Below are 21,127 nucleotides of genomic sequence, written 5' to 3'. Positions count from 1 at the left end.
TCGCCGCAAATTTTGCAACCCTTGCTAAGGAGTGATCTTGTCTGATTCAGTCGCAGTGGATTCGGGCGTAACTTTGCCTCGTGGTGACTTAATGGCTTGGATGGTCTGCCTGTCAGCAGGATTATTTTTCTTTTACGAATTTTTTCAACTTAATATCTTTGATGTAATTAACCAACCCTTACGCGATGATTTTCACTTAAATGCTGCTCAGCTTAGCTGGATGTCGAGTACTTATTTGTGGGCAGATATTTTATTTCTGTTACCCGCAGGCATCATTCTGGATCGTTTTTCTACCCGCCAGGTAATTCTTAGTGCCATGTTCATTTGTGTGATTGGTACGTTCGGATTTGCACTGACTCACTCCTTTGCTTTAGCTTGTTTTTTTCATTTTTTATCAGGGATTGGTAATGCATTCTGTTTTTTATCCTGTGTGGTATTAGTCTCGAATTGGTTTCCACCACGCCGTCAAGCCTTGGTTATCGGTTCCTTAGTAACAATGGCCTTTTTGGGTGGGATGATGGCACATACTCCTTTTGCTCATCTTAATGAGTACTATGGGTGGAGAAATTCTTTGTTGATTGACGGGGCAGTAGGCGTGATTTTGTTGCTGTGGATTTATAAAATAGTTGAAGATAAGCCCTATATCGTCTCAATGCGTCATACGTCAGAGCAAGCAGCCCTTCTTCCGGGTTTTCTGCAGTCGCTGGCTAATCGCCAAAACTGGCTTGCTGGTTTTTATACCTCTTTTTTGAATTTACCTATCATGGTGCTTTGTGCTTTGTGGGGAGCTAGTTATTTGCAAGTTGTGCACCATTTATCTGAAATGGATGCCTCTAATGTTGTTAGCCTCATCTTTATGGGGAGCATTCTTGGGTGCCCCTTGGTGGGCTGGCTTTCGGATAGCCAGGGACGTCGCAAACCCTTAATGATCATTGGTGCCCTGGCAACCTTATTAGCTGTACTGCCTTTATTTATGGATCTTGCTTTATCGCAGCTCCAATTAAGTATCCTGTTTTTCATGTTGGGTTTATTCACAAGCACTCAAGTGATTAGTTATCCCCTAATTGCTGAAAGTAATTCAACCAAAAATACAGGTACGGCAACTGGTATCGCTTCAGTTCTTATCATGGGCGGAGGCGGTGTGGGGCAAGTAATATTTGGTGTATTAATGCAACACCATGCTATTGCTTCAGCACAACAATATACAGTAGCTGACTTTCAATATGCGATGTGGATATTTCCTCTAACCGCTGTAGCAGCTTTACTGGCGGTTTTGATGACTCGTGAGACTTACTGCAAACGTTTGGATTGAGGAGTTTTTATGCAGATGGTGGAAGAATTCAAAGGAAGTGAGAGATTGGCATCAACTTTCTTACCATGGTTAGTTTGTTTTAGTGCATCACTGTTTTTCTTTTACGAATTTATTCAAGGCAATATGTTTGCATCTATTGCTGATAATATTATGTACGATTTTCATGTGCAAGCCGATAAGATGGCTTATTTATCAAGCATATACTATCTTTCAAATGTTCTCTTCCTGTTTGTAGCAGGTATTGTCCTCGATCGATTTTCAACTAAAAAAACTATTCTGGTGGCAATGCTGCTTTGTGTGTTAAGCACCTTCATCCTTGCTCATGCACATTCCTTTTATTTGGCGTTGTTTTGTCGTTTTGTTACTGGTATTGGCAGCGCATTTTGTTTTCTGGGGCCAGTTCGTTTGGCTTCCCGCTGGTTTCCACCCCAACGTATGGCAATGGTTGCCGGTGTAATTGTCACCATGGCAATGACCGGTGGTATGTTGGCGCAATATCCTTTGACCAAATTAGTCGCCCAGATTGGTTGGCGGGATGCTTTGATACAAGTAGGCTGGCTTGGTACGGCCATGTTGGTTTTCATGTCGTTTGCAATTATTGACAAAGCGCAGGATCCAGGCCACAAAGCGGGGCAAAAAGTCAGTTTGCTTGTTACGGCTAAAAAAGCTTATCTTAATCCACAAACCTTAAGGGCTGCACTCTATACTAGCCTTATGAACATGGCTATTGCTGTGTTTGGTGCTATGATGGGTTCACTCTATCTAGTCCAGAGAATGGGCGTCACCAAAGAAGATGCGGCAGTGGTTAATTCCATGTTATTTCTTGGGGCAATTATTGGTGGGCCATTAATTGGCTGGTGTTCAGATAAACTGGGTTTACGTGTATTACCAATGAAGGTTGGCGTATGGGCCTCTTTGGTAACCATGCTTGTAGTATTGTTTGTGCCTGTTTCTTTACCTGTCATGAAAGTGTTATTTTTTCTCTTGGGTTTTTTTACAGCTGCCCAGGTAATAAGTTATGCACTGGTTGCTGAAAGCAGTTCTCCATTAATAACTGCCACGGCAGTCAGTGTGGTTTCCATATTGACTCAAGGCGGTTATATCATTTATCAGAATTTATTTAGTATTTTATTGATGCATCATGGCGAGATGAAAATGCTGGATGGTGTTCCTGTGTATTCATTGGGCGATTACCAATATGCTGCAATGATTTTACCGCTAGGCTTAATTCTGGCTCTGTTTGTCTTATTTGGTTTAAAAGAAACCCACTGTCGACAAAAAGAGGTATAAGGATGCTTGGGCGTGTTTGTATTTTATTAATGGATTCCTTGGGAATTGGCGCAAGTCTTGATGCGCACCGTTATGGTGATGAGGGAGCTAATACCTTTGCTCACATTTATCAGACTTGCAGTGAAGGACTTGCTAATAAAGACGGAGTGCGTCAGGGGCCATTACATCTCCCTAATTTAGCAAGCCTGGGTTTGTATCATGCAACTGTAGCCAGTTCAGGTCTTCCTTTACTAGATTTATCAACGCTTGCTACTCCAAAGGGATATTACGGTTATGCTGTGGAGCAAAGCCTGGGCAAGGACACACCAAGTGGCCATTGGGAGTTGGCTGGAGTGCCAGTGACCTTTGAGTGGGGTTATTTTCCCGCTGAACAGCCCTGTTTTCCGCAAAAACTAATTAATGAATTGATAAAAAAAGCAGGTTTACCTGGTGTATTGGGGCAGAAACATGCTTCGGGCACCACAATTATTGATGAGCTGGGTGAAGAGCATATTAAGACCGGTAAACCAATCGTTTACACGTCGGCTGATAGTGTGTTTCAAATTGCGGCCCATGAAGAAAGTTTTGGTTTGGCGCGTTTATATGAAGTATGTGAAATTGCGCGTCAACTAGTCGATGATTATCAGATAGGACGGGTTATTGCCCGGCCTTTTATTGGTAGACCTGGTGGATTTTCCCGTACGGGTAATCGCCGTGATTATGCAACTTTGCCGCCTGCACCGACACTTTTAGATGCTTTAAAAAAGGCAGGGCGAGAAGTCATTGCTATTGGTAAAATTGCCGATATCTTTGCTCATCAGGGGTTGACGCAGACAATTAAAGCAGATGGTAATCAAGCCTTATTTGATGCTACTTTAGCGGCAATGAAAACAGCGCCAGCGGGTAGCTTGGTCTTTACCAATTTTGTTGATTTTGACTCTTCTTATGGTCATCGGCGCGATGTGAGCGGGTATGCTCATGCGCTAGAACAATTTGATCAGCGTTTACCAGAGCTGATAGAACAATTGGAACCTCGTGATGTGGTTGTCATAGCTGCCGACCATGGTTGTGATCCTACGTTTCCGGGCTCAGATCATACAAGGGAACATATCCCCGTTTTGGCTTTTGGCCCAAAATTAGGTAGTTGTTTTATCGGACGTCGCGATAGTTTTGCGGATATTGGCCAAAGCATCGCGGAATATTTGCAAATTGAGCCCTTAATGCATGGCGTATCTTTTATGAACGGCCTAGAATAGTGAGTTAACTTTATAATTGAGGGGCTAAAGAAGCAAAAGACATGAGTTATCCAGTCCCCTTTCTAGATTATTGTACCGCGATTGAATTGAAATTCACTTCTTTACGCAAGAGTGTTTTGTTCCTTTTATGGAGTGCAGAAAAGCCATTAAAAGCGTATGAAATTCTCGATAAATTATTACAAAGCAAGCAAAGCTCCAAGCCTCCCGCAGTGTATCGTGTACTTGATTATTTTGTTGAATCGGGTGTAGTACATAAAATTGAATCTATCCAATCGTATACACTTTGCCATCAGCCTGAAAAACAGCTACCTACCGAGGTATTAATGGTGTGTCATGATTGCCATCAGGTTCATGAGGTGTACGATAAAACGCTACGTGCCCTGGTACAAAAATTATCTGCGGAGAACCATTTCCATTTAGGTCAGGATGCTATTGAATTGAAAGGTCTTTGCAGGAAATGTTGTCCCGCCAGCTAAATATTCTCATCTGTTATGCCTAAAGAAAGAGAAAAATAATTCACACCCTCTATTGATTTTTTTTTTTGCATCCCCATTTTAGGTTTTTCGACCTGTAATGAGGATGTATCTTGGAACAATATCGTGGTACAACCGTCCTGTCTGTCAGACGGGGCAGTAAAGTGGTTATCGGGGGTGATGGCCAAGTCACTATGGGGAACACCGTGATGAAAGGCAATGCCCGCAAAGTCAGACGACTTTATAAAGATAAAGTAATTGCCGGTTTTGCTGGTGGGACTGCTGACGCGTTCACCCTTTTTGAGCGTTTCGAGCGCAAACTGGAGATGCACCAGGGACATTTGGTACGTGCTGCTGTTGAGCTTGCCAAAGATTGGCGAACAGACAAAATCTTACGTCGTTTGGAGGCATTGTTAGCAGTAGCAGACAGTAAAGCCTCTTTAATTATTACCGGAAATGGTGATGTCATTGAGCCAGAGGAAGGATTGATTGCTATTGGTTCTGGTGGCCCATTTGCCCAGGCGGCGGCTCGAGCACTGTTGGAAAATACTAAATTGTCAGCGTCAGAGATTGTCCGTAAAAGTTTATCAATTGCTGGTGATATATGCATATACACCAACCACAATTTAACCATTGAAGAATTGGATAGTGACTAGTGAATAATACAATGATAATGACTCCCCGTGAGATAGTGCAAGAATTAGACAAGCACATTATTGGTCAGGATGAAGCGAAACGCGCTGTAGCGATTGCTCTACGTAACCGTTGGCGACGCATGCAAATCAAAGATCCTGTGTTACGTAACGAAATAATGCCCAAGAATATTTTGATGATTGGGCCAACAGGTGTTGGTAAAACAGAAATTGCCAGACGCCTGGCAAAATTAGCCCAGGCGCCTTTCATTAAAGTAGAGGCGACTAAATTTACCGAAGTTGGTTATGTCGGACGAGATGTTGATTCTATCCTTCGTGATTTGACGGATATTGCTATCAAACAAGAGCGCGAATCGGCCATGAAGAAAGTGGAGAATCTTGCTGAGGATGCTGCCGAAGAGCGCATCTTGAATGTTTTATTGCCTCCGGCTAGAGGGGCTGTAATTACCAGTGAAAATGAATCATCAACTCGCCAGGTTTTCCGTAAGCAATTACGTGAAGGAGCACTTGATGACAATGAAATTGAAATCGAGTTATCAGCAACACCCGTTGGCGTAGAAATCATGGCACCACCTGGTATGGAAGAAATGACCAGCCAGTTACAGGCAATGTTTCAGCAGGTGGGCACAGGCCGTACAAAAACACGTAAATTAACAATTGCCAAAGCAATGAAGATCTTGCGTGAGGAAGAAGCGGCTAAATTAATCAATGAAGAAGATATTAAAACGCGTGCTATTGAAAATGTTGAGCAACATGGCATTGTCTTTATTGATGAATTGGATAAAGTTGCTAAACGAGCTGAGCAGGGTGGTGGTGATGTATCGCGTGAGGGTGTGCAGCGTGATTTATTACCGTTGGTAGAGGGCTGCACAGTATCGACTAAATACGGTATGGTAAAGTCAGATCATATTTTATTTATTGCCTCAGGCGCTTTTCATGTGGCGAAACCTTCTGATTTAATCGCTGAATTGCAGGGGCGCTTACCAATTCGGGTAGAATTAGCTGCATTAAGTGTCGATGATTTTGTTCGTATCCTCACGGAACCTAGTGCTTCATTGACAGAGCAATACGCTGCACTCATGGCGACTGAAGGCTTGCAATTAAGCTTTGATGAAACCGGTATACGTCGTATTGCGGAGGTAGCCTGGCGAGTCAATGAACGCACCGAAAACATTGGGGCTCGTCGATTGTATACCGTTATGGAGCGTTTATTGGAGGTTGTTTCTTTTGAGGCAACGGATAAAGGGGGTGAATCTGTCCATGTTGATGCTGCCTATGTGGAGAAACATTTAGGCAAATTGGTGGCTGATGAAGATTTGGCTCGCTATATTTTATAAGCCGGAGTTACCCTCTGTGACCAGGCTGTGCGGAGGGTTGAAACGCTATTGTCCCTTAGAATAGCTTGGTCGATACGGTGCCCGAATCCTCATGTACTGACATGTACATAGAGGTTCTGCGCGCCGTTCTCCTGGCAATTCTCTGATGGCAGCAAATTTCGAAAGAAGCGCAATGGATTTCCGATTTTTCCCCCCCATTGTTTCATCGGTTCAATAAAAGCAATTTTTATTTCTAATAAGCATTTAAAATATCCAGAATGCCAAAACAGGTGGCCTTTTTCTGGCAGCGTACTAAAAAAATACTTAATCATAACCATGTGAATTTAAATGATTATTTTTTAAATCTTGCGCTATGCCATTGGCTATGGTTCTAAGTCTATAGACGAAAACCCGTGATTATCACAGAATGGTCAGATACTTATTAATAAAATTGTTCCATGAAAAAAAATATTCTTTATGGTGCACTCGTTAACTTAATCTGTATTGAAGCGCAGGCTATGCAATATCCCGATCCTTCTACAGCCATATTGATAGGTAGGGGTTCTGTCATAAAACAATCCTTGCAGTCAGGATTAACGCCGCCAAAACAAGAAAATGGTGCAGTACAGGAGGCCCATTCCTTTGCTTTGCCGCAGCCGCAAGAAGAGCAAAATACGCAACGCTTATTCCCTGAACAACATCAGCAAGCAGATACTATTAATTGTGATTATAGAATCCCAGTTGAAATTTCAAGTATTTCTTTAGAGTTTGTCATCAATTGGGCCCAGCAAGCTGTTAGGCAATCGTTTGATTTTAATTTTGCATCCATCGATACCCAATTGGAAAAATTACAAGCTTGTTATACTGAAAGTGGTTGGGTTAAATTTAAGAGCGCATTGCAGAGTTCTGGTAATGTGGATGTCATTAAAACGCAAAACCTGGCCGTGAGTAGTCAGATAGATGGCCAGGCACAACTCATCGAATTCAAAGATTACTTATGGAAAATGAATGTACCTCTAAAGGTTGTTTATCAAAGCAATGAGGAAAGAGTTACTCATTTCCTTAATATTTATTTAACGGTAGGTCGAAAAATAAACGGTAATCTCGGAATCATGCAGATGATTGCCACACCACGGTTTGCTCCTATCTCTCTAAAATCAACGTCGGTGGATGAAGCCGTGGGAGATATGTACCAGATTGTGGCTAAGAAAAAAGTAGAGGCTTTAAATACCGTACAAAAAAGCATGACTTCTTTTTTTACGTCCCTATTCCCTCAGCGGATTGGACTAAGGGCTCCAACGACCACTGCCCAGCAAAGACAGTTAGGACATATCGCTCAACTGCCGCCCTCTCCATTTCCACAAAGAGCCCAAGCAATACAGCGAATGCCAATTGCTCAACATCAAGAAGAGCCTAATAGCAATTTTGGTTATAAAACGCTTGCCGAAATTACCCAAATGAATCAAAACTTTATTTTATTTGGATTAAATCAGGCTTTGATCCAGTCGTTTAATTTTAAATATAAATTTTTAGATACACCTGTCCAAGAGTTACATTCGTGGTATGCAGAAAATGGAGAGGTTAGAACTGCAGCACAGAAATCTGATAGCATTCAGGCAAGTAGTACACAAAAAACCGCCATGAATAGTCCCCTGTATGAGGCGGCGCGTCTTACAGCTACTGATAACGATCAGTGGAAAATCACTTTTCCTTTAAACCTTGCTGATGCAAATAATAAAAATAAAGTAACGCAATTACAGGTGACAATAGGTTGGACAATTACTGCTAATGACTCCAGGCCAAGGATTGTTTCAGCGAGTGGCCCTTCTGTACACCCAACTATGGGCGCTGCTTCACCCAATGCTGACACAAGTACGGCCAGGATTAATCAAGCGGCAGAGGCGATGCAAAAAATACAAGAAAATAATCCAATGCAGCAAGCTCAACCCTCTATTCCACAGCAACTACCTCAGGTAGTGCTGCAAAATCCTCCAACCCTTCAATCCACCATTGCTGCACAAAGCGATGTTATCAACTGTGATTATAAAACTCCTGCTGGGACTACCAGCATTGATCAGGCACTTGTTTTAAGATGGGCAGAATATGCAGCAATGCAATCTTTTAATTTTAATTCGGAACTCATTGATACCCAATTACAGCGATTACAAGCCTGTTTCACCAAAAAAGGGTGGGTTGAATTTCAGACTGCAATGAATAAGTCAGGTAATATTGAAGCCATTAAAACGCTTCAGTTAACTATGAGCAGTGAAATTGCCAGACGTGCTCAATTGCTTGAAGCCAAAGGCAATCAATGGAAAATCGCGTTACCCTTAAAAGTTCTCTATCAAAGCGATAAAGGCAAGGTAGTTCAATTAGTGAATATTAATTTAATTGTCAGTCAAAAAATAACAGGCGAACTGGGTATCAGGCGAATGATTGCTACGCTGAGTGATACTTCCGCACCTTCAGATTTACCTCACAGCTAATCCAAAGGAAAAGAGGCCTTTTGGCTTGGAGAGTCTCTTTGACTATGCACATGGCGGTTCTGCGCACTGTTTCTCTTCGCACAGCTCTGACAGCGATTTTTGAAAGAGTCTGATGTATTAAAATACGCTTAATTGTGAGAAATTTGTCGCAAAATAAACAATAAAAGAACTATAATGGCGATTTTTCGAATCACAGGTTGAGTGCTCATGATTGCTTTATTAGAAGCTTACCGAGCTGGGTTGCTGCGTCGACAAAACTGGCTACCCAACATTGTTTCAGGCGTTATTGTGGGTGTTGTGGCCCTACCATTGGCAATGGCTTTTGCGATTGCTTCTGGTACTAAACCGGAACAGGGAATTTATACAGCAATTGTCGCTGGACTTCTGGTTTCCGCATTTGGAGGCAGCCGCTTACAAATCGCAGGGCCAACAGGTGCCTTTATTGTTATTCTTTCCAGTATTACTGCCCGATATGGTATTGATGGGTTGCAAATTGCGACGTTAATGGCAGGATTTATATTACTCTTTCTGGGTATGGCACGTCTTGGTACGGTAATAAAATTTATCCCTGATCCAGTCATTGTTGGCTTTACAGCAGGTATTGCGGTTATTATCTGGGTAGGCCAGTGGAAAGATTTTTTTGGTCTGCCAGCCGTGTCAGGCGTTCATTTTCATGAGAAGCTGTGGCATTTGCTGCAAGTATTCCCACAATGGCAACCAACTACTACGGCCTTGGCAATACTGTCTTTACTACTGGTACGTTTTTCATACAAATTACCGGGTCTGAAACGAGTCCCTGGACCTTTGGTCGCTTTGCTGGTTGCAACAGGTTTGCAATCCTATTTTCATTTTAAGGGGGTAGCTACCATAGGAAGTACATTTGGTGGGATCCCTCAAGGCTTACCTGCCTTACATTGGCCGACAGTTACGGTTAATCGTCTCATTGAGTTACTTGGCCCGGCTTTTACTATTGCAATGCTTGGTGCTATCGAATCACTGCTTTCGGCTGTGGTTGCTGATGGTATGGCCGGAACTCGGCATAATTCTAACCAAGAGTTAATAGGCCAGGGTATTGCTAATATCGCTGCTCCTTTGTTTGGTGGTTTTGCTGCAACAGGGGCGATTGCGCGTACGGCAACCAATATTCGTAATGGGGGAAATAGCCCTCTTGCGGGTATAGTTCACGTAGTTACCTTAGTATTGATTATTCTGTTTCTTGCACCATTGGCAGTAAATGTTCCATTGGCCGCACTAGCAGCTATTTTATTTGTTGTGGCATGGAATATGAGCGAGGCACCTCATTTTTTCAAAATGCTTAAGCGAGCGCCAAGAGCGGATGTGCTTATCCTATTAGTGACTTTTGGAGTCACTGTTTTTGTTGATTTGGTGGTTGCAGTCAATATCGGTGTTATTTTAGCGACGTTCCACTTTCTGCGACGCATGGCTGCCAGTGTTGAAGTGCAGCAAGTTAGCGATCAGGAATTACAAAAAGAGTTCGCTACTAATGGTATCCATATTCTGCCTACTGGGCTTTTAGTCTATGCTGTGGAAGGACCTTTCTTCTTTGGGGCTGCAGAGAGTTTTGAACGGGCACTCATTAGTACTCATACCGAGCCGCGCCTGTTAATTATTAGATTACGTTGGGTTCCTTTTATTGATATTACCGGCTTGCAGACTTTAGAAGAGGTCATTGTTAATTTCCATAAGCGCCAAGTTCGAGTAATGTTGACTGGGGCAAATACGCGGGTAAAATCCAAGTTGCAAAAAGCGGGCATTGTCAAGTTAGTCGGTACAGAAAATGTTTTTGCAGAGTTTTCTCAAGCCCTTCTTGTTGCTCACGAAGTATTAAACGATGCTGCAGAAAAGAGGGCTGACTCTTAACGAAGGCTAAGTCGCACAACTTTGACTAAATAGTTGATTTAAATCCATGGCGAGGCACTTCTGCAGTTCCTCGTCATTTTTTTTAAAAATGGCCCGCCAATGATTAGTGTGCACCGATTTAATATGTTCGACCTCTGTTGGTGTAGGCAGGCGATAGGGAAGTAACTGGCTCAGGCTGTATAAACTCAGCTGACTTAGATCGCGACTTAGCATAAAAGAGCCTTCGGCTGTAGTATGAATCAACTCCAGACTGGTCAGAATCTTTACCATGTCATCAACATCAATTGCAAAAGGATGAGCACTGGCGTTGACAAGTGAGTCCAAAGGCAGGCTTTTGCCTTTTCTTTGAGCGTGCCAAAGTTGATGAAGCCACAGCAATGCATGTGAAAATCCGTCGATTGCTTTTCCCGTGCGTCGTTGGTGATGTACTGCGAGAGCATAACTGATTTCCGCACCTAAAAGGGTAATAATCCAGACCCAGTAAACCCAGATAAAAAAGATAGGTACGGTGGCAAATGCCCCGTAGAGTAATTGATAAGTGTTGTAGCGCGTTAGATAGTAAGCGAAACCTTGCTTGGCAGACTCAAATAATAAGGCTGCTACAACGCCTCCCCAGAGGCCATCACGAAATTTAACAGTGCAATTAGGCACGATGACATATAAAAAGGTAAAACCAGTCAACGATATAACAAAGGGAATTGCATTTAACAAAATTAAAGGGGCATGATGATCTTTAAGTAATGGAATTGAAATGACGTAAGAGCTGATGACCAAACTTAAACCCAGTAAGAGTGGTGCTAAGGATAAAATAGCCCAATAAAGGAGAAAGGCTGCTACTCCTTTTCTTGGTGAGGAAACCCGCCAAATTTTATTCATGGTACCTTCAATGGTTACCATAACCAGGATAGCTGTAACAAAGAGAAACACGACCCCCCAGACTGACAATTTAGAGACCTGGGTTGCGAATTGTTGTAAATAATTTTGTACTACCTTTCCGGTAGTAGGGACAAAATTGTCAAAAATAAAGTCTTGTGTCGGTTGCGCAAGCCCTTGAAAAACTGGAAAGGAAGAAAGGATAGCCAAGCCAACAGACATAAGGGGAACAACAGCGAGCAGGCTGGCAAAAGCGAGTGCGGAAGCACGGTAAGTGCAATCATCATCGATAAAATGATGAGCCACAAAACGAATAAAACGCTCAGCTTCATAAAATTTATTGGCTATTCTTTCTTTCCAATCCATGGGCAACCTAGTTATTGCTAATTAACGTGAGTTCGATGTTAGATCGCTCAACGAACATTATCTCGTAAAATGCCTGGCATTTGTACGGGATCCTGTATCAATATGATGTTATGTTGTTGCTAACCCCTCTTCATTATCTTGTTGTCGCGCGAAGCTAAATACACCCAATAAAGTAATCAGGTAAAGTACGCCCACTATCGCACAATAGAGACCGAAGTGGCTATTATTGTGTGTCGAATAGAACTTATTCGCTACTTCAACGCCTAGCGCTTGAGCACACATACTTACCATACTTATCAAAGCATAAGCCGTGCCTTTACTGATAGGTGTTGCAAAAAGAGTACGCCTGATTAGAGGGGCGGTAGTTACACCTTGGCCAAAAGAGTAGATAAGAAGCCCAGGCATGAAATATAAGAAACTGCCATTACTTGTAAAGGGAAGCAAACATGCCGCTAAAAGGCCACAAATGGCTATCGTTGAACCTAAGAGAATAATGTGTTTAATTGAACATCGGTGCGTTAATTTACGCAGATACCAACTACCTAAAATCTCTGCTGCGAAAACGGGTAACTGCCATAGAGCATATTCGACCACTGTTAATTGGGCGTCAGTCACCAGAATAATTGGCGAGAGGGCAATCCAGGCTATGCAGGGTATTGCCAATAAGCCATTGGCTATTGCACCAAGCATGAAAGATGGATTCCGTAACAACCGCAGGTAATTAGTCGCAACTACTCGCAGTGTTAACGCAGCAGGTTTAATTCTTTCACCATCTTTTTTAATGGCGCCTACAGGTTCAGGCATAAAGCGCCATATTCCCCAAAGAGCAAGTAGTGCCAATACGCCAATCAAGGCAAAAATACCACGCCAGTCAAAATACAGGATAAAGCTGGCTCCAGCTAAAGGCCCAAGCAAGGGGGCGAGACAAGCCACATTGGCAAGGATGGCAATTAAACGAATAGCATCCATTTCAGCAAAGATTTCTTGTAAAGTGGCATAGCCAATAACTGCAATAAAACATAAACCCATGCCTTGAAAGTAGCGAGCGAGTAAAAATTGTTCCATTGAATTCGAGCAGGCAATCAGCAGAGTAAAAAAAAGGAAAATGAATGCACCAGACAGCATGACAGGTCTGCGGCCAAAACGGTCTGAAACCGGTCCTAAAAATAATTGCAGACTTGCACCGCCCAGTACATAGACCGTTAATGAAGTCGCTATAGCCGACTCCGGAGCATGGAAGGAGGTAGTAACCTGAATCATGCCAGGCATAATCATATCGTTAGCTATGTAGACCAGAAACTGGTAAAGAACCAGGAAACTGGCAAAATAAAGCGCCTGTTGACGTGATATATTGATCAAAGGCTGTGACATACCAGTCTCACATGATTTTAAAAGGGGGTAGTCATTATACATTAAGACTCATGTATATTCACCATGATTTTAATTAAATCATCTTAATTCACTTTATGGACGATAAAATGATCTTTGTTATACTCAGTCTTTTTATTGAGGATTGAGGCATGTATACAATCTACCATAATCCACGCTGCTCGAAATCGCGTGCTTGTTTACAGCTACTTCAAGAAGCTGCAGTGCCCCTTAAAATTGTTGATTATATGCATCAGTCGTTGTCTGCGGAGATCGTACGTAGCTTTGCCGCCAAATTAGGATTGGCTGCCATAGTACGCAGTAATGAAGCCGTCTATAAGGAGCAACGTTTGGCCGAGGCTGATGAAGAAACCATCATTCAGGCGATTATTGACCACCCACAACTTTTACAAAGACCCATCGTTATTTTGGGTCTACAGATGCTGATTGCTCGTCCACCGGAGAAAATTTTGGAGCTGCTTAATGATTAAACCTTATATTCTGGTGCTTTATTATTCTCGCACTGGTGCGACAGCTCAACTTGCCCAATACCTTGCTCGAGGTGTGGAAAGCGTTACTGGAATAGAAGCCAGATTAAGAACAGTACCCCCTGTCTCCGCTACTTGCGAGGCAGTGGATAAGTCTGTGCCTGATACTGGAGCACCTTATGCGACACTGGATGATTTGCGTCATTGCCAAGGACTGGCTCTAGGAAGTCCGACTCGTTTTGGTAATATGGCGGCTCCCCTGAAATATTTTTTAGATAGCACGACCCCTTTGTGGCTCACCGGTGATTTAGTGGGTAAGCCAGCTTGTGTCTTCTCTTCTTCAACCTCGATGCATGGTGGACAGGAAACTACCCTAACCAGTATGATGTTACCGTTATTCCATCACGGCATGTTACTGCTAGGTTTACCTTATACTGAACCGACTCTGAGTAGTACTCAAACGGGTGGTACTCCTTATGGTGTTACCCATGTTTCAGGCCTTAGCAATGTCACTTCGTTGAGCCAGGATGAAATTATACTGGCAAAACAGTTGGGTAAGCGTTTAGGAGAGATTGCTATGAGCCTGAAAAAGAAGGCAGCAATTTAAATGTATGATTCTAACCAAGACCTAAGTAAGGTCACTAATTTTTATCGGTGATTAACACGTGAAAATAATCAGTTTTAATGCCAATGGGGTTCGAGCGGCAGCTCGGAACGGATTTTATGACTGGCTAGCTACCCAGAATGCTGATTTTGTTTGCCTTCAGGAAACAAAAGCCCAGGTATCACAGTTGTTGCCAGAAGAACTGTATTATCCACGTGATTATTTTTGTGAATATTATGATGCCCAGAAAAAAGGTTACAGCGGCGTGGCAATCTATGCTCGTCATAAGCCTTTAAAAGTAATAAAGGGTTTAGGTTTCGATTATTGTGATACTGAAGGCCGTTATATTCAATTTGATTACCCGCGTTTAAGTGTGATTTCCCTTTATCTGCCGTCGGGAACGAGTGGAGAAGGCCGACAAGCTGTGAAATATGATTTTTTAGAGCGTTTTGCCAATCATCTGAAAATCCTGAAAAATGAAGGCCGTGAACTGATTCTGTGTGGTGATTACAATATCGCTCATAAAAAAATTGATTTAAAAAATTGGCGCGGTAACCAAAAAAATTCTGGTTTTCTGCCTGAAGAACGTGAGTGGATGGATCATCTTTTTGGAGCTTTAGGATTTGTAGATGCTTTTCGAGTATTAAATCAAGAAGAAGAACAATATACATGGTGGTCCTACCGCAGTCGCGGGGCTTGGGATAAAAACATCGGGTGGCGGATTGATTATCAAGTCATTACGCCTGGTTTAATCGATAGTGTCAGTAAGGTCAGTGTTGCTCGTGAAGTACGCTGGTCTGATCATGCTCCCTTGATTATCGAATATAAGGGGGATTGGTGTGATTAAGCTTGCCAGTTGGAATGTCAATTCGCTGAAAATTCGGTTAGATCAGGTTTTAACTTGGCTTGCTTCATCAGCGATCGATATCTTGGCTTTGCAGGAAATTAAATTGGTTGATGAAAGCTTCCCCAAAGAAGCGTTTACTGAGTGTGGCTATGAGGTTGTTTATGCTGGGCAAAAAACCTATAACGGTGTTGCGATTATCAGCCGTTATCCCCTGAACGATGTGATTACCGATATTCCAAATTTAATTGATCCCCAACGTCGAATTTTAGCAGCGACGATAGGAGAACTTCGTCTTATCAATCTTTACGTACCGAATGGATCCGAGTTAACTTCAGAGAAATATCGTTATAAGCTTGATTGGCTGGAAAAAGTGACGGCATTTATTAAGGAACAAATGCTACTTTATCCAAAGCTTGCTGTTGTCGGTGATTTTAATATTGCCCCTGAAGATAAGGATGTGCACGATCCATTGGAATGGGTAGGGCAGGTATTAGTCAGTCCTCTGGAGCGAGAAGCGTTTACTACTTTATTAAATTTAGGCTTAACGGACAGTTTCCGTTATTTTCCGCAGGAAGAGCAAGCCTTTAGCTGGTGGGATTATCGCGCAGCTGCTTTTAGGCGCAATCGGGGATTACGTATTGATCATATCCTGCTGAGTGAAGCACTAAAGGCCCTCTGTATGCAGGCAGGTATTGATAAAGAGCCTCGTAAAGCAGAGCGCCCTTCTGATCATGCGCCAGTTTGGGTTGAGATTAATGATCGTATTTAATGGCAGTTTCATTGTAAACTAGTTACCGTTTGTACTGTTGATAACCATAATTCGTATAAGGACGTAACAATGAATATTAGGACAGGGCTTTTAGCTAGTGCAGTTTTTCTATTGAGCACCGGGGTTTGGGCCGCTAAATCCGCTGAAGAAGCGTTGATGATGCAAAAAAAAGTAACATCGGCAACTACACAGCAAGCGATGTCTCCCAAGGAGGCTTTGCTGCGTTTGAAAGAAGGTAATCAACGCTTCCTAACTAACAATATGCGTCAACGTAATTATCTTGCCCAGGCAAAGCAAGCTTCTTATGGCCAATTTCCTTGGGCTGTGGTGCTGAATTGCATGGATTCACGTAGCGTTCCAGAATTATTTTTTGATCAAGGACTGGCTGATTTATTTACTTTACGTGTAGCAGGCAATGTTTTGAATGAAGATATTTTGGGTAGTTTGGAATTCGCTACCAAGGCCGTTGGCTCACGTTTGATTGTTGTTCTTGGGCATACTTCCTGTGGGGCTGTAGCGGGTGCTTGCCATAATGTTAATTTAGGGCATTTGGACCATGTTCTGGCGAAGATCAAACCGGTAGTCGCACCTACAGAAAAAGACCTGGGCACTCAGGATTGTGATAAAGCTGAATTAGTCGATGCCATTGCTAAAAACAATGCTTTGCACGTAGTCAAACAAATTCAAGAGCAAAGCCCTATTATTAAAGAGTTATTAGCCAAGGGCGAGGTAGGCATTGTTGCTGGATTGCATGATATTAAAACGGGCAAAGTAACTTTTTTTGAGGAAGGACGTCTTTTACCAGCGGGAAAAAATTGATCTATAATAGTATTTCTGGTAATGTTGCGCGTCATTTATAGAGAGTATGGTGCTTGACAGCGGTTCAGGTGGCGATACTCGTTTTGAAAACAAAGAGAGTGGTATTATGAAAGCCTCAATTCATCCTGATTATAAAACGATTAATGTGACCTGCAGTTGTGGCCACACCTTTGAAACAGGTTCAACCTTGGGTCGTGATCTGACTATCGAGGTTTGCGCCCAATGCCATCCATTTTATACTGGAAAGCAAAAATTAGTTGATACTGGCGGTCGTGTACAGAAATTCCGCGATCGTTATCAGAAAAAGAAGAGCGCGTAATCGTTGTTGCAGAGTTAAAAAAGTATTTGGGCGCAATGAAATTGCGCCTTTTTTTTTCAAAATGACTATTCATCCCTAGCATTTTTCTATATGATTTTTCGCCGGGTTGTTTGAAAAGAGGGGACGTACTTTGGATAAAGATGTATTGAAGCAGCGTGCTCTGCACTACCATGAATTCCCCACTCCGGGAAAACTAGGTGTGCATGTGACCAAGCCAACGAATTCACAAGATGATTTGTCGCTTGCTTATACGCCAGGTGTAGCTAAACCAGTACTCGCTATTGCAGAGAACCCTGAAGATGCCTATCGTTATACAACCAAAGGGAATTTAGTGGCCGTGATGACCAATGGTACGGCAGTACTTGGGTTAGGTGATGTTGGTCCATTAGCCGCTAAGCCAGTCATGGAAGGGAAGGCGGTTTTATTTAAACGTTTTGCAGATATCGATGTGTTTGATATTGAAGTCGCCGCAGAAAATCCTCAAGCTTTTATTGCTACTGCAAAACGTATTTCCCCAACTTTTGGTGGTATTAACCTGGAAGATATCAAAGCGCCTGAATGTTTTGAAATCGAACAAGCGTTGATAGAACAATTGGATATTCCTGTCTTTCATGACGATCAGCATGGTACCGCAATTGTTGTTGCGGCTGGTTTGTTGAATGCCCTGGATTTACAGGGAAAGAAGCTTTCTGAAGCAAACATTGTGTGTATCGGAGCCGGTGCAGCTGGTTTAGCGTCTATGCGTTTACTCGTTGCTCTTGGCGCTGATAAAGAAAAAATGTTGCTTTTAGATACGAAAGGTGTAATCCATACAGGGCGAGAAGACTTAAACCCTTATAAGTTTGCTTTTGCACGTACTACCCCACGACGTACGCTGGCTGATGCTTTGGTGGATGCAGATGTATTTATAGGTGTAGCGAAGCCTGATTTACTGAGTGCAGAGCTTCTGCAATTGATGGCACCTAAACCAGTCATTTTTGCTTTGTCCAATCCAGATCCAGAAATTAGACCTGAAATTGCCCATCAGGTTCGTGACGATTTAATTATTGCAACTGGCAGAAGCGATTTCCCTAACCAGGTTAATAATGTACTTTGCTTTCCGTACATCTTCCGTGGTGCTTTAGATGTTCGTGCGACCTGTATCAATCAATCAATGCAGATTGCAGCTGTTGAAGCGATTCGCCAACTGGCGCAAGAGCCTGTTCCCCAAGTTGTCAAAGACAATTATCCCGGTGTAGTCAATTGGGATTTTGGCCCGCATTATATCATCCCAAAACCTATTGATCCCCGCCTGAAGGAACGAGTTGCGTTTGCTGTGGCAAAGGCTGCTATCGCAAGCGGTGTCAGCCGGGTTGATCTTGCTGAAAAGTATTAATTTACTGAGGCGTCATGCCTAACCAATTAATGAAGGAGTCCATTTCCGAATGAAGAATGATAAAAAATATTTGTTGGCTGCCTGGTTAATTTGTGGTCTTGGCGCCGTTTATTACAGTTATGAATACTTTTTGCGAATTTCTCCCAGTGTCATGGAGCCTGCCCTACGTGAACACTTTAATTTGTCTGCTACCGGGTTTGGCTTGCTTTCGGCATTTTATTACTATGCCTATGTTCCTTTACAGATACCGGTTGGTGTGCTCCTCGATCGTTATGGCCCGAGGCTTTTGATAACCATCGCTTGCCTTATCTGTGTTGTAGGAACGTTTATCTTTGCAGGTACGACCGTATTCTGGATAGCGGCGACTGGACGTTTTCTGGTCGGCTTTGGTTCTGCTTTCGCTTTCGTTGGTGTATTAAAACTTGCCACAATATGGTTGCCTGAAAATAAGCTGGCAATGGTTTCTGGTTTGGCTGCTGCCCTGGGTACGATTGGTGCGATGATCGGTGATAATTTGCTGGGTACTCTGGTTATAAACGTAGGTTGGCGTGAGACAGTCAATTTAACCGCTTATTTTGGTATTGGTTTAGCCATTATTTTATGGTTTGGTATCCGAGATAAGAAAAGCCATCAACGACGCAGCGGTACAGTAGAGAATTTTAAAAAGAGCATGATCGATTTAGGACTTATTGCTAAAAATAGCCAAATATGGATTAACGGTATGTTCGGCTGTTTAGTGTATTTGCCAACAACGGTTTTTGCTGAGTTGTGGGGAATTCCTTATTTGAAGCATGCGCATGGCTTGTCGCAAGCAAGTGCAGATTTTGCCAATTCACTATTATTTTTAGGATTTACAATCGGTGCACCCTTGATGGGCTATCTATCGGATAAATTAAAGCGTCGTAAACCACCTATGTTATTTGGTGCGGCAGGTGCAGGAATTGTGATGATGATCGTTCTGTATATGCCAGGCCTGACAGAATCACATATTGGCGCGTTAATGTTTCTTCTGGGGCTGTTGTATAGCGCACAGTGTATCGTTTTTGCCGTAGGCCGTGAATTAAGTCCCAACGAGGCGGCCGGGACAGCAATGGCCATGACTAATATGATTGTGATGTTGGGGGCGATGTTTTTGCAACCTCTAGTCGGGCGTTTACTGGATTTCAGTTTATCTACTCACATGGCCAGTCTGCCTTTACAAGAGGTGTCTGTGGATAAATTACAACAATTGTATACAGCAGATGATTATCAATTTGCTTTATCAATTATTCCAATCGGCATAATCATTGCTGCCATTTTAACCTTCTTTTTGAAGGAAACTTATGCTAATGCAGATAACTAAACCTATAACTCGACACCAAGCCCTGCTTGGCAGTTTAATCTGTGCAGTAGGGGCTTTTTTCTATTGTTATGAATTCGTCTTACGAATCATACCTGGAGCCTTGCAAAGTGAGCTAAGTGCTGCTTTTGGTCACATTTCCGCAACTACATTCGGGCAATTATCAGCATTTTATTATTTTGCCTATTCCCCCATGCAATTGCCGGTGGGAATGTTGATGGATCGTTTTGGTCCACGACGATTATTAACTTTTGCCTGTCTCTGTTGTGCACTTGGTTCGTGGATGTTTACAGATACCTCCTCAATGCTCATCGCGGGAGGCGGGCGTTTCTTAGTAGGCTTCGGTTCTTCCTTTGCTTTTGTCGGCGTTTTATCGCTTGCAATGCACTGGTTGCCGCGCCGTTATTTTTCATTGGTCGCCGGCTTAATTACGACATTAGGTATGTTGGGCCTGGTATATGGCGAAATGAAAATTACTGATATCTCTTTGGCGATGGGGTGGTATCATGTTTTATCCCTCATGGTCACTATTGGTGCTGTGCTCACTGTCATCATCTTCTTTGTTGTACGAGACGGTCCCGAGGGGCATACCACCCATCGCTATGCATGGCCGGAATTTTTTGGGAATGTATGGCATGTCTTATCTTCCCCGCAGGTGTGGTTAATCGGGTTCGTCGGCGCTTGTCTTTATACTTCTTTATCAGTATTCGGTGAGTTGTGGGGAAAAACTTATTTGGAGCAAGCACATCATTTGACTAAAATTGAGGCTGCAAGGACTATTTCTGCGATGTTTCTTGGTTGGGCTGTAGGGGCGCCTCTAGCTGGTTATCTTTCCGACAGAAGTGGTCGACGAGTATTGCCCTTGGTCGTTGGTGCAATAATGGCCCTGATTTGTATTAGTTTTGTGCTTTATTACCCTGGCTTATCCTATACCTGGTTAAATATTTTGTTATTTTTATATGGGGTATTCAGCGCGACTGAAATTATTGTTTTTATCATGGGAAAAGAAAATAGCGGCGCCAAGTTATCAGGTACTGTCTTTGCCGCAGTTAACATGATTGTTACCCTGGGTGGAGTAGTATTTCAGCCCTTAGTTGGTAAATTGCTTGATACATTTGGTGATAGCCGGATTGTAAATGGGGAACATATCTATACTGTTTTGGATTATCAACTTGCCTTATCAATTTTACCACTTTCCCTTCTTCTAGTGACTATTCTTGCTTTCTTTATGAAAGATGCTCGTTCTACTGTTCACTAAGCTGGCAAGTCCTTGCCTAAGGACTTGCTGTACTCAACAAGACTTTGCTGAGCCTG

General features: G+C 42.7%; 19 protein-coding genes. 17 read left to right on the top strand and 2 right to left on the bottom strand.

Going from position 1 to position 21,127, the window contains the following annotated elements:
* Nucleotides 1-37: 37 nt before the first annotated feature.
* The 8 genes from Lfee_RS14085 (at nt 38) to Lfee_RS14045 (ending at nt 10,646) form a co-directional block, all read left to right on the top strand.
* Nucleotides 38-1,312 carry an MFS transporter gene (locus Lfee_RS14085; protein WP_058447623.1) on the top strand — a complete coding sequence of 425 codons (1,275 nt, stop codon included), beginning with the start codon at nt 38-40 and terminating at the stop codon, nt 1,310-1,312.
* A gap of 9 nt (nt 1,313-1,321) precedes the next feature.
* Nucleotides 1,322-2,602 carry an MFS transporter gene (locus Lfee_RS14080; protein ID WP_058447622.1) on the top strand — a complete coding sequence of 427 codons (1,281 nt, stop codon included), beginning with the start codon at nt 1,322-1,324 and terminating at the stop codon, nt 2,600-2,602.
* Nucleotides 2,603-2,604: 2 nt separating this feature from the next.
* Nucleotides 2,605-3,837, top strand: a complete 1,233-nt coding sequence (locus Lfee_RS14075; protein WP_058447621.1) for a phosphopentomutase — start codon at nt 2,605-2,607, stop codon at nt 3,835-3,837.
* A gap of 41 nt (nt 3,838-3,878) precedes the next feature.
* Entirely contained in the window at nt 3,879-4,313 is a 435-nt protein-coding gene (locus tag Lfee_RS14070; RefSeq protein ID WP_058447620.1) for a transcriptional repressor, read from the top strand.
* Between the two features lie 110 nt (nt 4,314-4,423).
* Nucleotides 4,424-4,966, top strand: coding sequence for an ATP-dependent protease subunit HslV (gene hslV, locus Lfee_RS14065; RefSeq protein ID WP_058447619.1), 543 nt, complete (start codon nt 4,424-4,426; stop codon nt 4,964-4,966).
* 11 nt (nt 4,967-4,977) lie between these two features.
* The gene (gene hslU / locus Lfee_RS14060) at nt 4,978-6,300 is read left to right on the top strand and encodes an ATP-dependent protease ATPase subunit HslU (RefSeq protein WP_172606866.1); all 1,323 of its coding nucleotides are present in this window, start codon (nt 4,978-4,980) and stop codon (nt 6,298-6,300) included.
* A gap of 437 nt (nt 6,301-6,737) precedes the next feature.
* The gene (locus Lfee_RS14050; protein WP_058447617.1) at nt 6,738-8,765 is read left to right on the top strand and encodes a DotI/IcmL family type IV secretion protein; all 2,028 of its coding nucleotides are present in this window, start codon (nt 6,738-6,740) and stop codon (nt 8,763-8,765) included.
* Between the two features lie 207 nt (nt 8,766-8,972).
* Nucleotides 8,973-10,646: a SulP family inorganic anion transporter gene (locus tag Lfee_RS14045; RefSeq protein ID WP_058447616.1), complete on the top strand. Its 1,674-nt coding sequence runs from the start codon at nt 8,973-8,975 to the stop codon at nt 10,644-10,646.
* A gap of 6 nt (nt 10,647-10,652) precedes the next feature.
* Here Lfee_RS14045 and Lfee_RS14040 read toward each other — a convergent pair whose 3' ends face one another.
* Nucleotides 10,653-11,885, bottom strand: a complete 1,233-nt coding sequence (locus tag Lfee_RS14040) for a YihY family inner membrane protein (RefSeq protein ID WP_058447615.1) — start codon at nt 11,883-11,885, stop codon at nt 10,653-10,655.
* Nucleotides 11,886-11,993: 108 nt separating this feature from the next.
* Nucleotides 11,994-13,256, bottom strand: coding sequence for an MFS transporter (locus Lfee_RS14035; RefSeq protein WP_058448037.1), 1,263 nt, complete (start codon nt 13,254-13,256; stop codon nt 11,994-11,996).
* 149 nt (nt 13,257-13,405) lie between these two features.
* Here Lfee_RS14035 and arsC point away from each other — a divergent pair, with 149 nt between their 5' ends.
* The 9 genes from arsC (at nt 13,406) to Lfee_RS13990 (ending at nt 21,071) form a co-directional block, all read left to right on the top strand.
* Nucleotides 13,406-13,744 (top strand): arsenate reductase (glutaredoxin), encoded by a 339-nt coding sequence (gene arsC / locus Lfee_RS14030; RefSeq protein WP_058447614.1) that lies wholly within the window; start codon nt 13,406-13,408, stop codon nt 13,742-13,744.
* A complete protein-coding gene (gene wrbA / locus Lfee_RS14025) occupies nt 13,737-14,348 on the top strand; it encodes an NAD(P)H:quinone oxidoreductase (RefSeq protein WP_058447613.1) in 612 nt (203 codons plus the stop codon). The genes arsC and wrbA overlap by 8 nt, the downstream gene beginning before the upstream one ends.
* 58 nt (nt 14,349-14,406) lie before the next feature.
* Nucleotides 14,407-15,192, top strand: a complete 786-nt coding sequence (locus Lfee_RS14020; protein WP_058447612.1) for an exodeoxyribonuclease III — start codon at nt 14,407-14,409, stop codon at nt 15,190-15,192.
* On the top strand, nt 15,185-15,961 hold the full coding sequence (gene xth / locus Lfee_RS14015; RefSeq protein WP_058447611.1) for an exodeoxyribonuclease III: 777 nt from the start codon (nt 15,185-15,187) through the stop codon (nt 15,959-15,961). Before Lfee_RS14020 ends, xth begins: the two co-directional genes overlap by 8 nt.
* Nucleotides 15,962-16,030: 69 nt before the next feature.
* Nucleotides 16,031-16,780 (top strand): carbonic anhydrase, encoded by a 750-nt coding sequence (locus Lfee_RS14010; RefSeq protein WP_058447610.1) that lies wholly within the window; start codon nt 16,031-16,033, stop codon nt 16,778-16,780.
* A gap of 106 nt (nt 16,781-16,886) precedes the next feature.
* Nucleotides 16,887-17,099, top strand: coding sequence for a 50S ribosomal protein L31 (gene rpmE, locus Lfee_RS14005; protein WP_058448036.1), 213 nt, complete (start codon nt 16,887-16,889; stop codon nt 17,097-17,099).
* Nucleotides 17,100-17,229: 130 nt separating this feature from the next.
* Nucleotides 17,230-18,474: a malic enzyme-like NAD(P)-binding protein gene (locus Lfee_RS14000; RefSeq protein WP_058447609.1), complete on the top strand. Its 1,245-nt coding sequence runs from the start codon at nt 17,230-17,232 to the stop codon at nt 18,472-18,474.
* 49 nt (nt 18,475-18,523) lie between these two features.
* Nucleotides 18,524-19,816, top strand: coding sequence for an MFS transporter (locus Lfee_RS13995; protein ID WP_058447608.1), 1,293 nt, complete (start codon nt 18,524-18,526; stop codon nt 19,814-19,816).
* Nucleotides 19,803-21,071, top strand: a complete 1,269-nt coding sequence (locus Lfee_RS13990; protein WP_058447607.1) for an MFS transporter — start codon at nt 19,803-19,805, stop codon at nt 21,069-21,071. The genes Lfee_RS13995 and Lfee_RS13990 overlap by 14 nt, the downstream gene beginning before the upstream one ends.
* Nucleotides 21,072-21,127: the final 56 nt, after the last annotated feature.

Source organism: Legionella feeleii, assembly GCF_001467625.1.
Lineage (GTDB): Bacteria > Pseudomonadota > Gammaproteobacteria > Legionellales > Legionellaceae > Tatlockia > Tatlockia feeleii.
Note: the sequence above shows the minus strand (reverse complement) of the source record. Positions and strands in the feature narration are given on the sequence as shown.

Excerpts from the sequence above, each read along its gene's own strand:
- Lfee_RS14080 (WP_058447622.1), top strand. The coding sequence starts at position 1,322 with ATGCAGATGGTGGAAGAATTCAAAGGAAGTGAGAGATTGGCATCAACT.
- Lfee_RS14075 (WP_058447621.1), top strand. The coding sequence starts at position 2,605 with ATGCTTGGGCGTGTTTGTATTTTATTAATGGATTCCTTGGGAATTGGC.
- Lfee_RS14070 (WP_058447620.1), top strand. The coding sequence starts at position 3,879 with ATGAGTTATCCAGTCCCCTTTCTAGATTATTGTACCGCGATTGAATTG.
- hslU (WP_172606866.1), top strand. The coding sequence starts at position 4,978 with ATGATAATGACTCCCCGTGAGATAGTGCAAGAATTAGACAAGCACATT.
- Lfee_RS14050 (WP_058447617.1), top strand. The coding sequence starts at position 6,738 with ATGAAAAAAAATATTCTTTATGGTGCACTCGTTAACTTAATCTGTATT.
- Lfee_RS14045 (WP_058447616.1), top strand. The coding sequence starts at position 8,973 with ATGATTGCTTTATTAGAAGCTTACCGAGCTGGGTTGCTGCGTCGACAA.
- Lfee_RS14040 (WP_058447615.1), bottom strand. The coding sequence starts at position 11,885 with ATGGATTGGAAAGAAAGAATAGCCAATAAATTTTATGAAGCTGAGCGT.
- Lfee_RS14035 (WP_058448037.1), bottom strand. The coding sequence starts at position 13,256 with ATGTCACAGCCTTTGATCAATATATCACGTCAACAGGCGCTTTATTTT.
- arsC (WP_058447614.1), top strand. The coding sequence starts at position 13,406 with ATGTATACAATCTACCATAATCCACGCTGCTCGAAATCGCGTGCTTGT.
- wrbA (WP_058447613.1), top strand. The coding sequence starts at position 13,737 with ATGATTAAACCTTATATTCTGGTGCTTTATTATTCTCGCACTGGTGCG.
- Lfee_RS14010 (WP_058447610.1), top strand. The coding sequence starts at position 16,031 with ATGAATATTAGGACAGGGCTTTTAGCTAGTGCAGTTTTTCTATTGAGC.
- rpmE (WP_058448036.1), top strand. The coding sequence starts at position 16,887 with ATGAAAGCCTCAATTCATCCTGATTATAAAACGATTAATGTGACCTGC.
- Lfee_RS13995 (WP_058447608.1), top strand. The coding sequence starts at position 18,524 with ATGAAGAATGATAAAAAATATTTGTTGGCTGCCTGGTTAATTTGTGGT.
- Lfee_RS13990 (WP_058447607.1), top strand. The coding sequence starts at position 19,803 with ATGCAGATAACTAAACCTATAACTCGACACCAAGCCCTGCTTGGCAGT.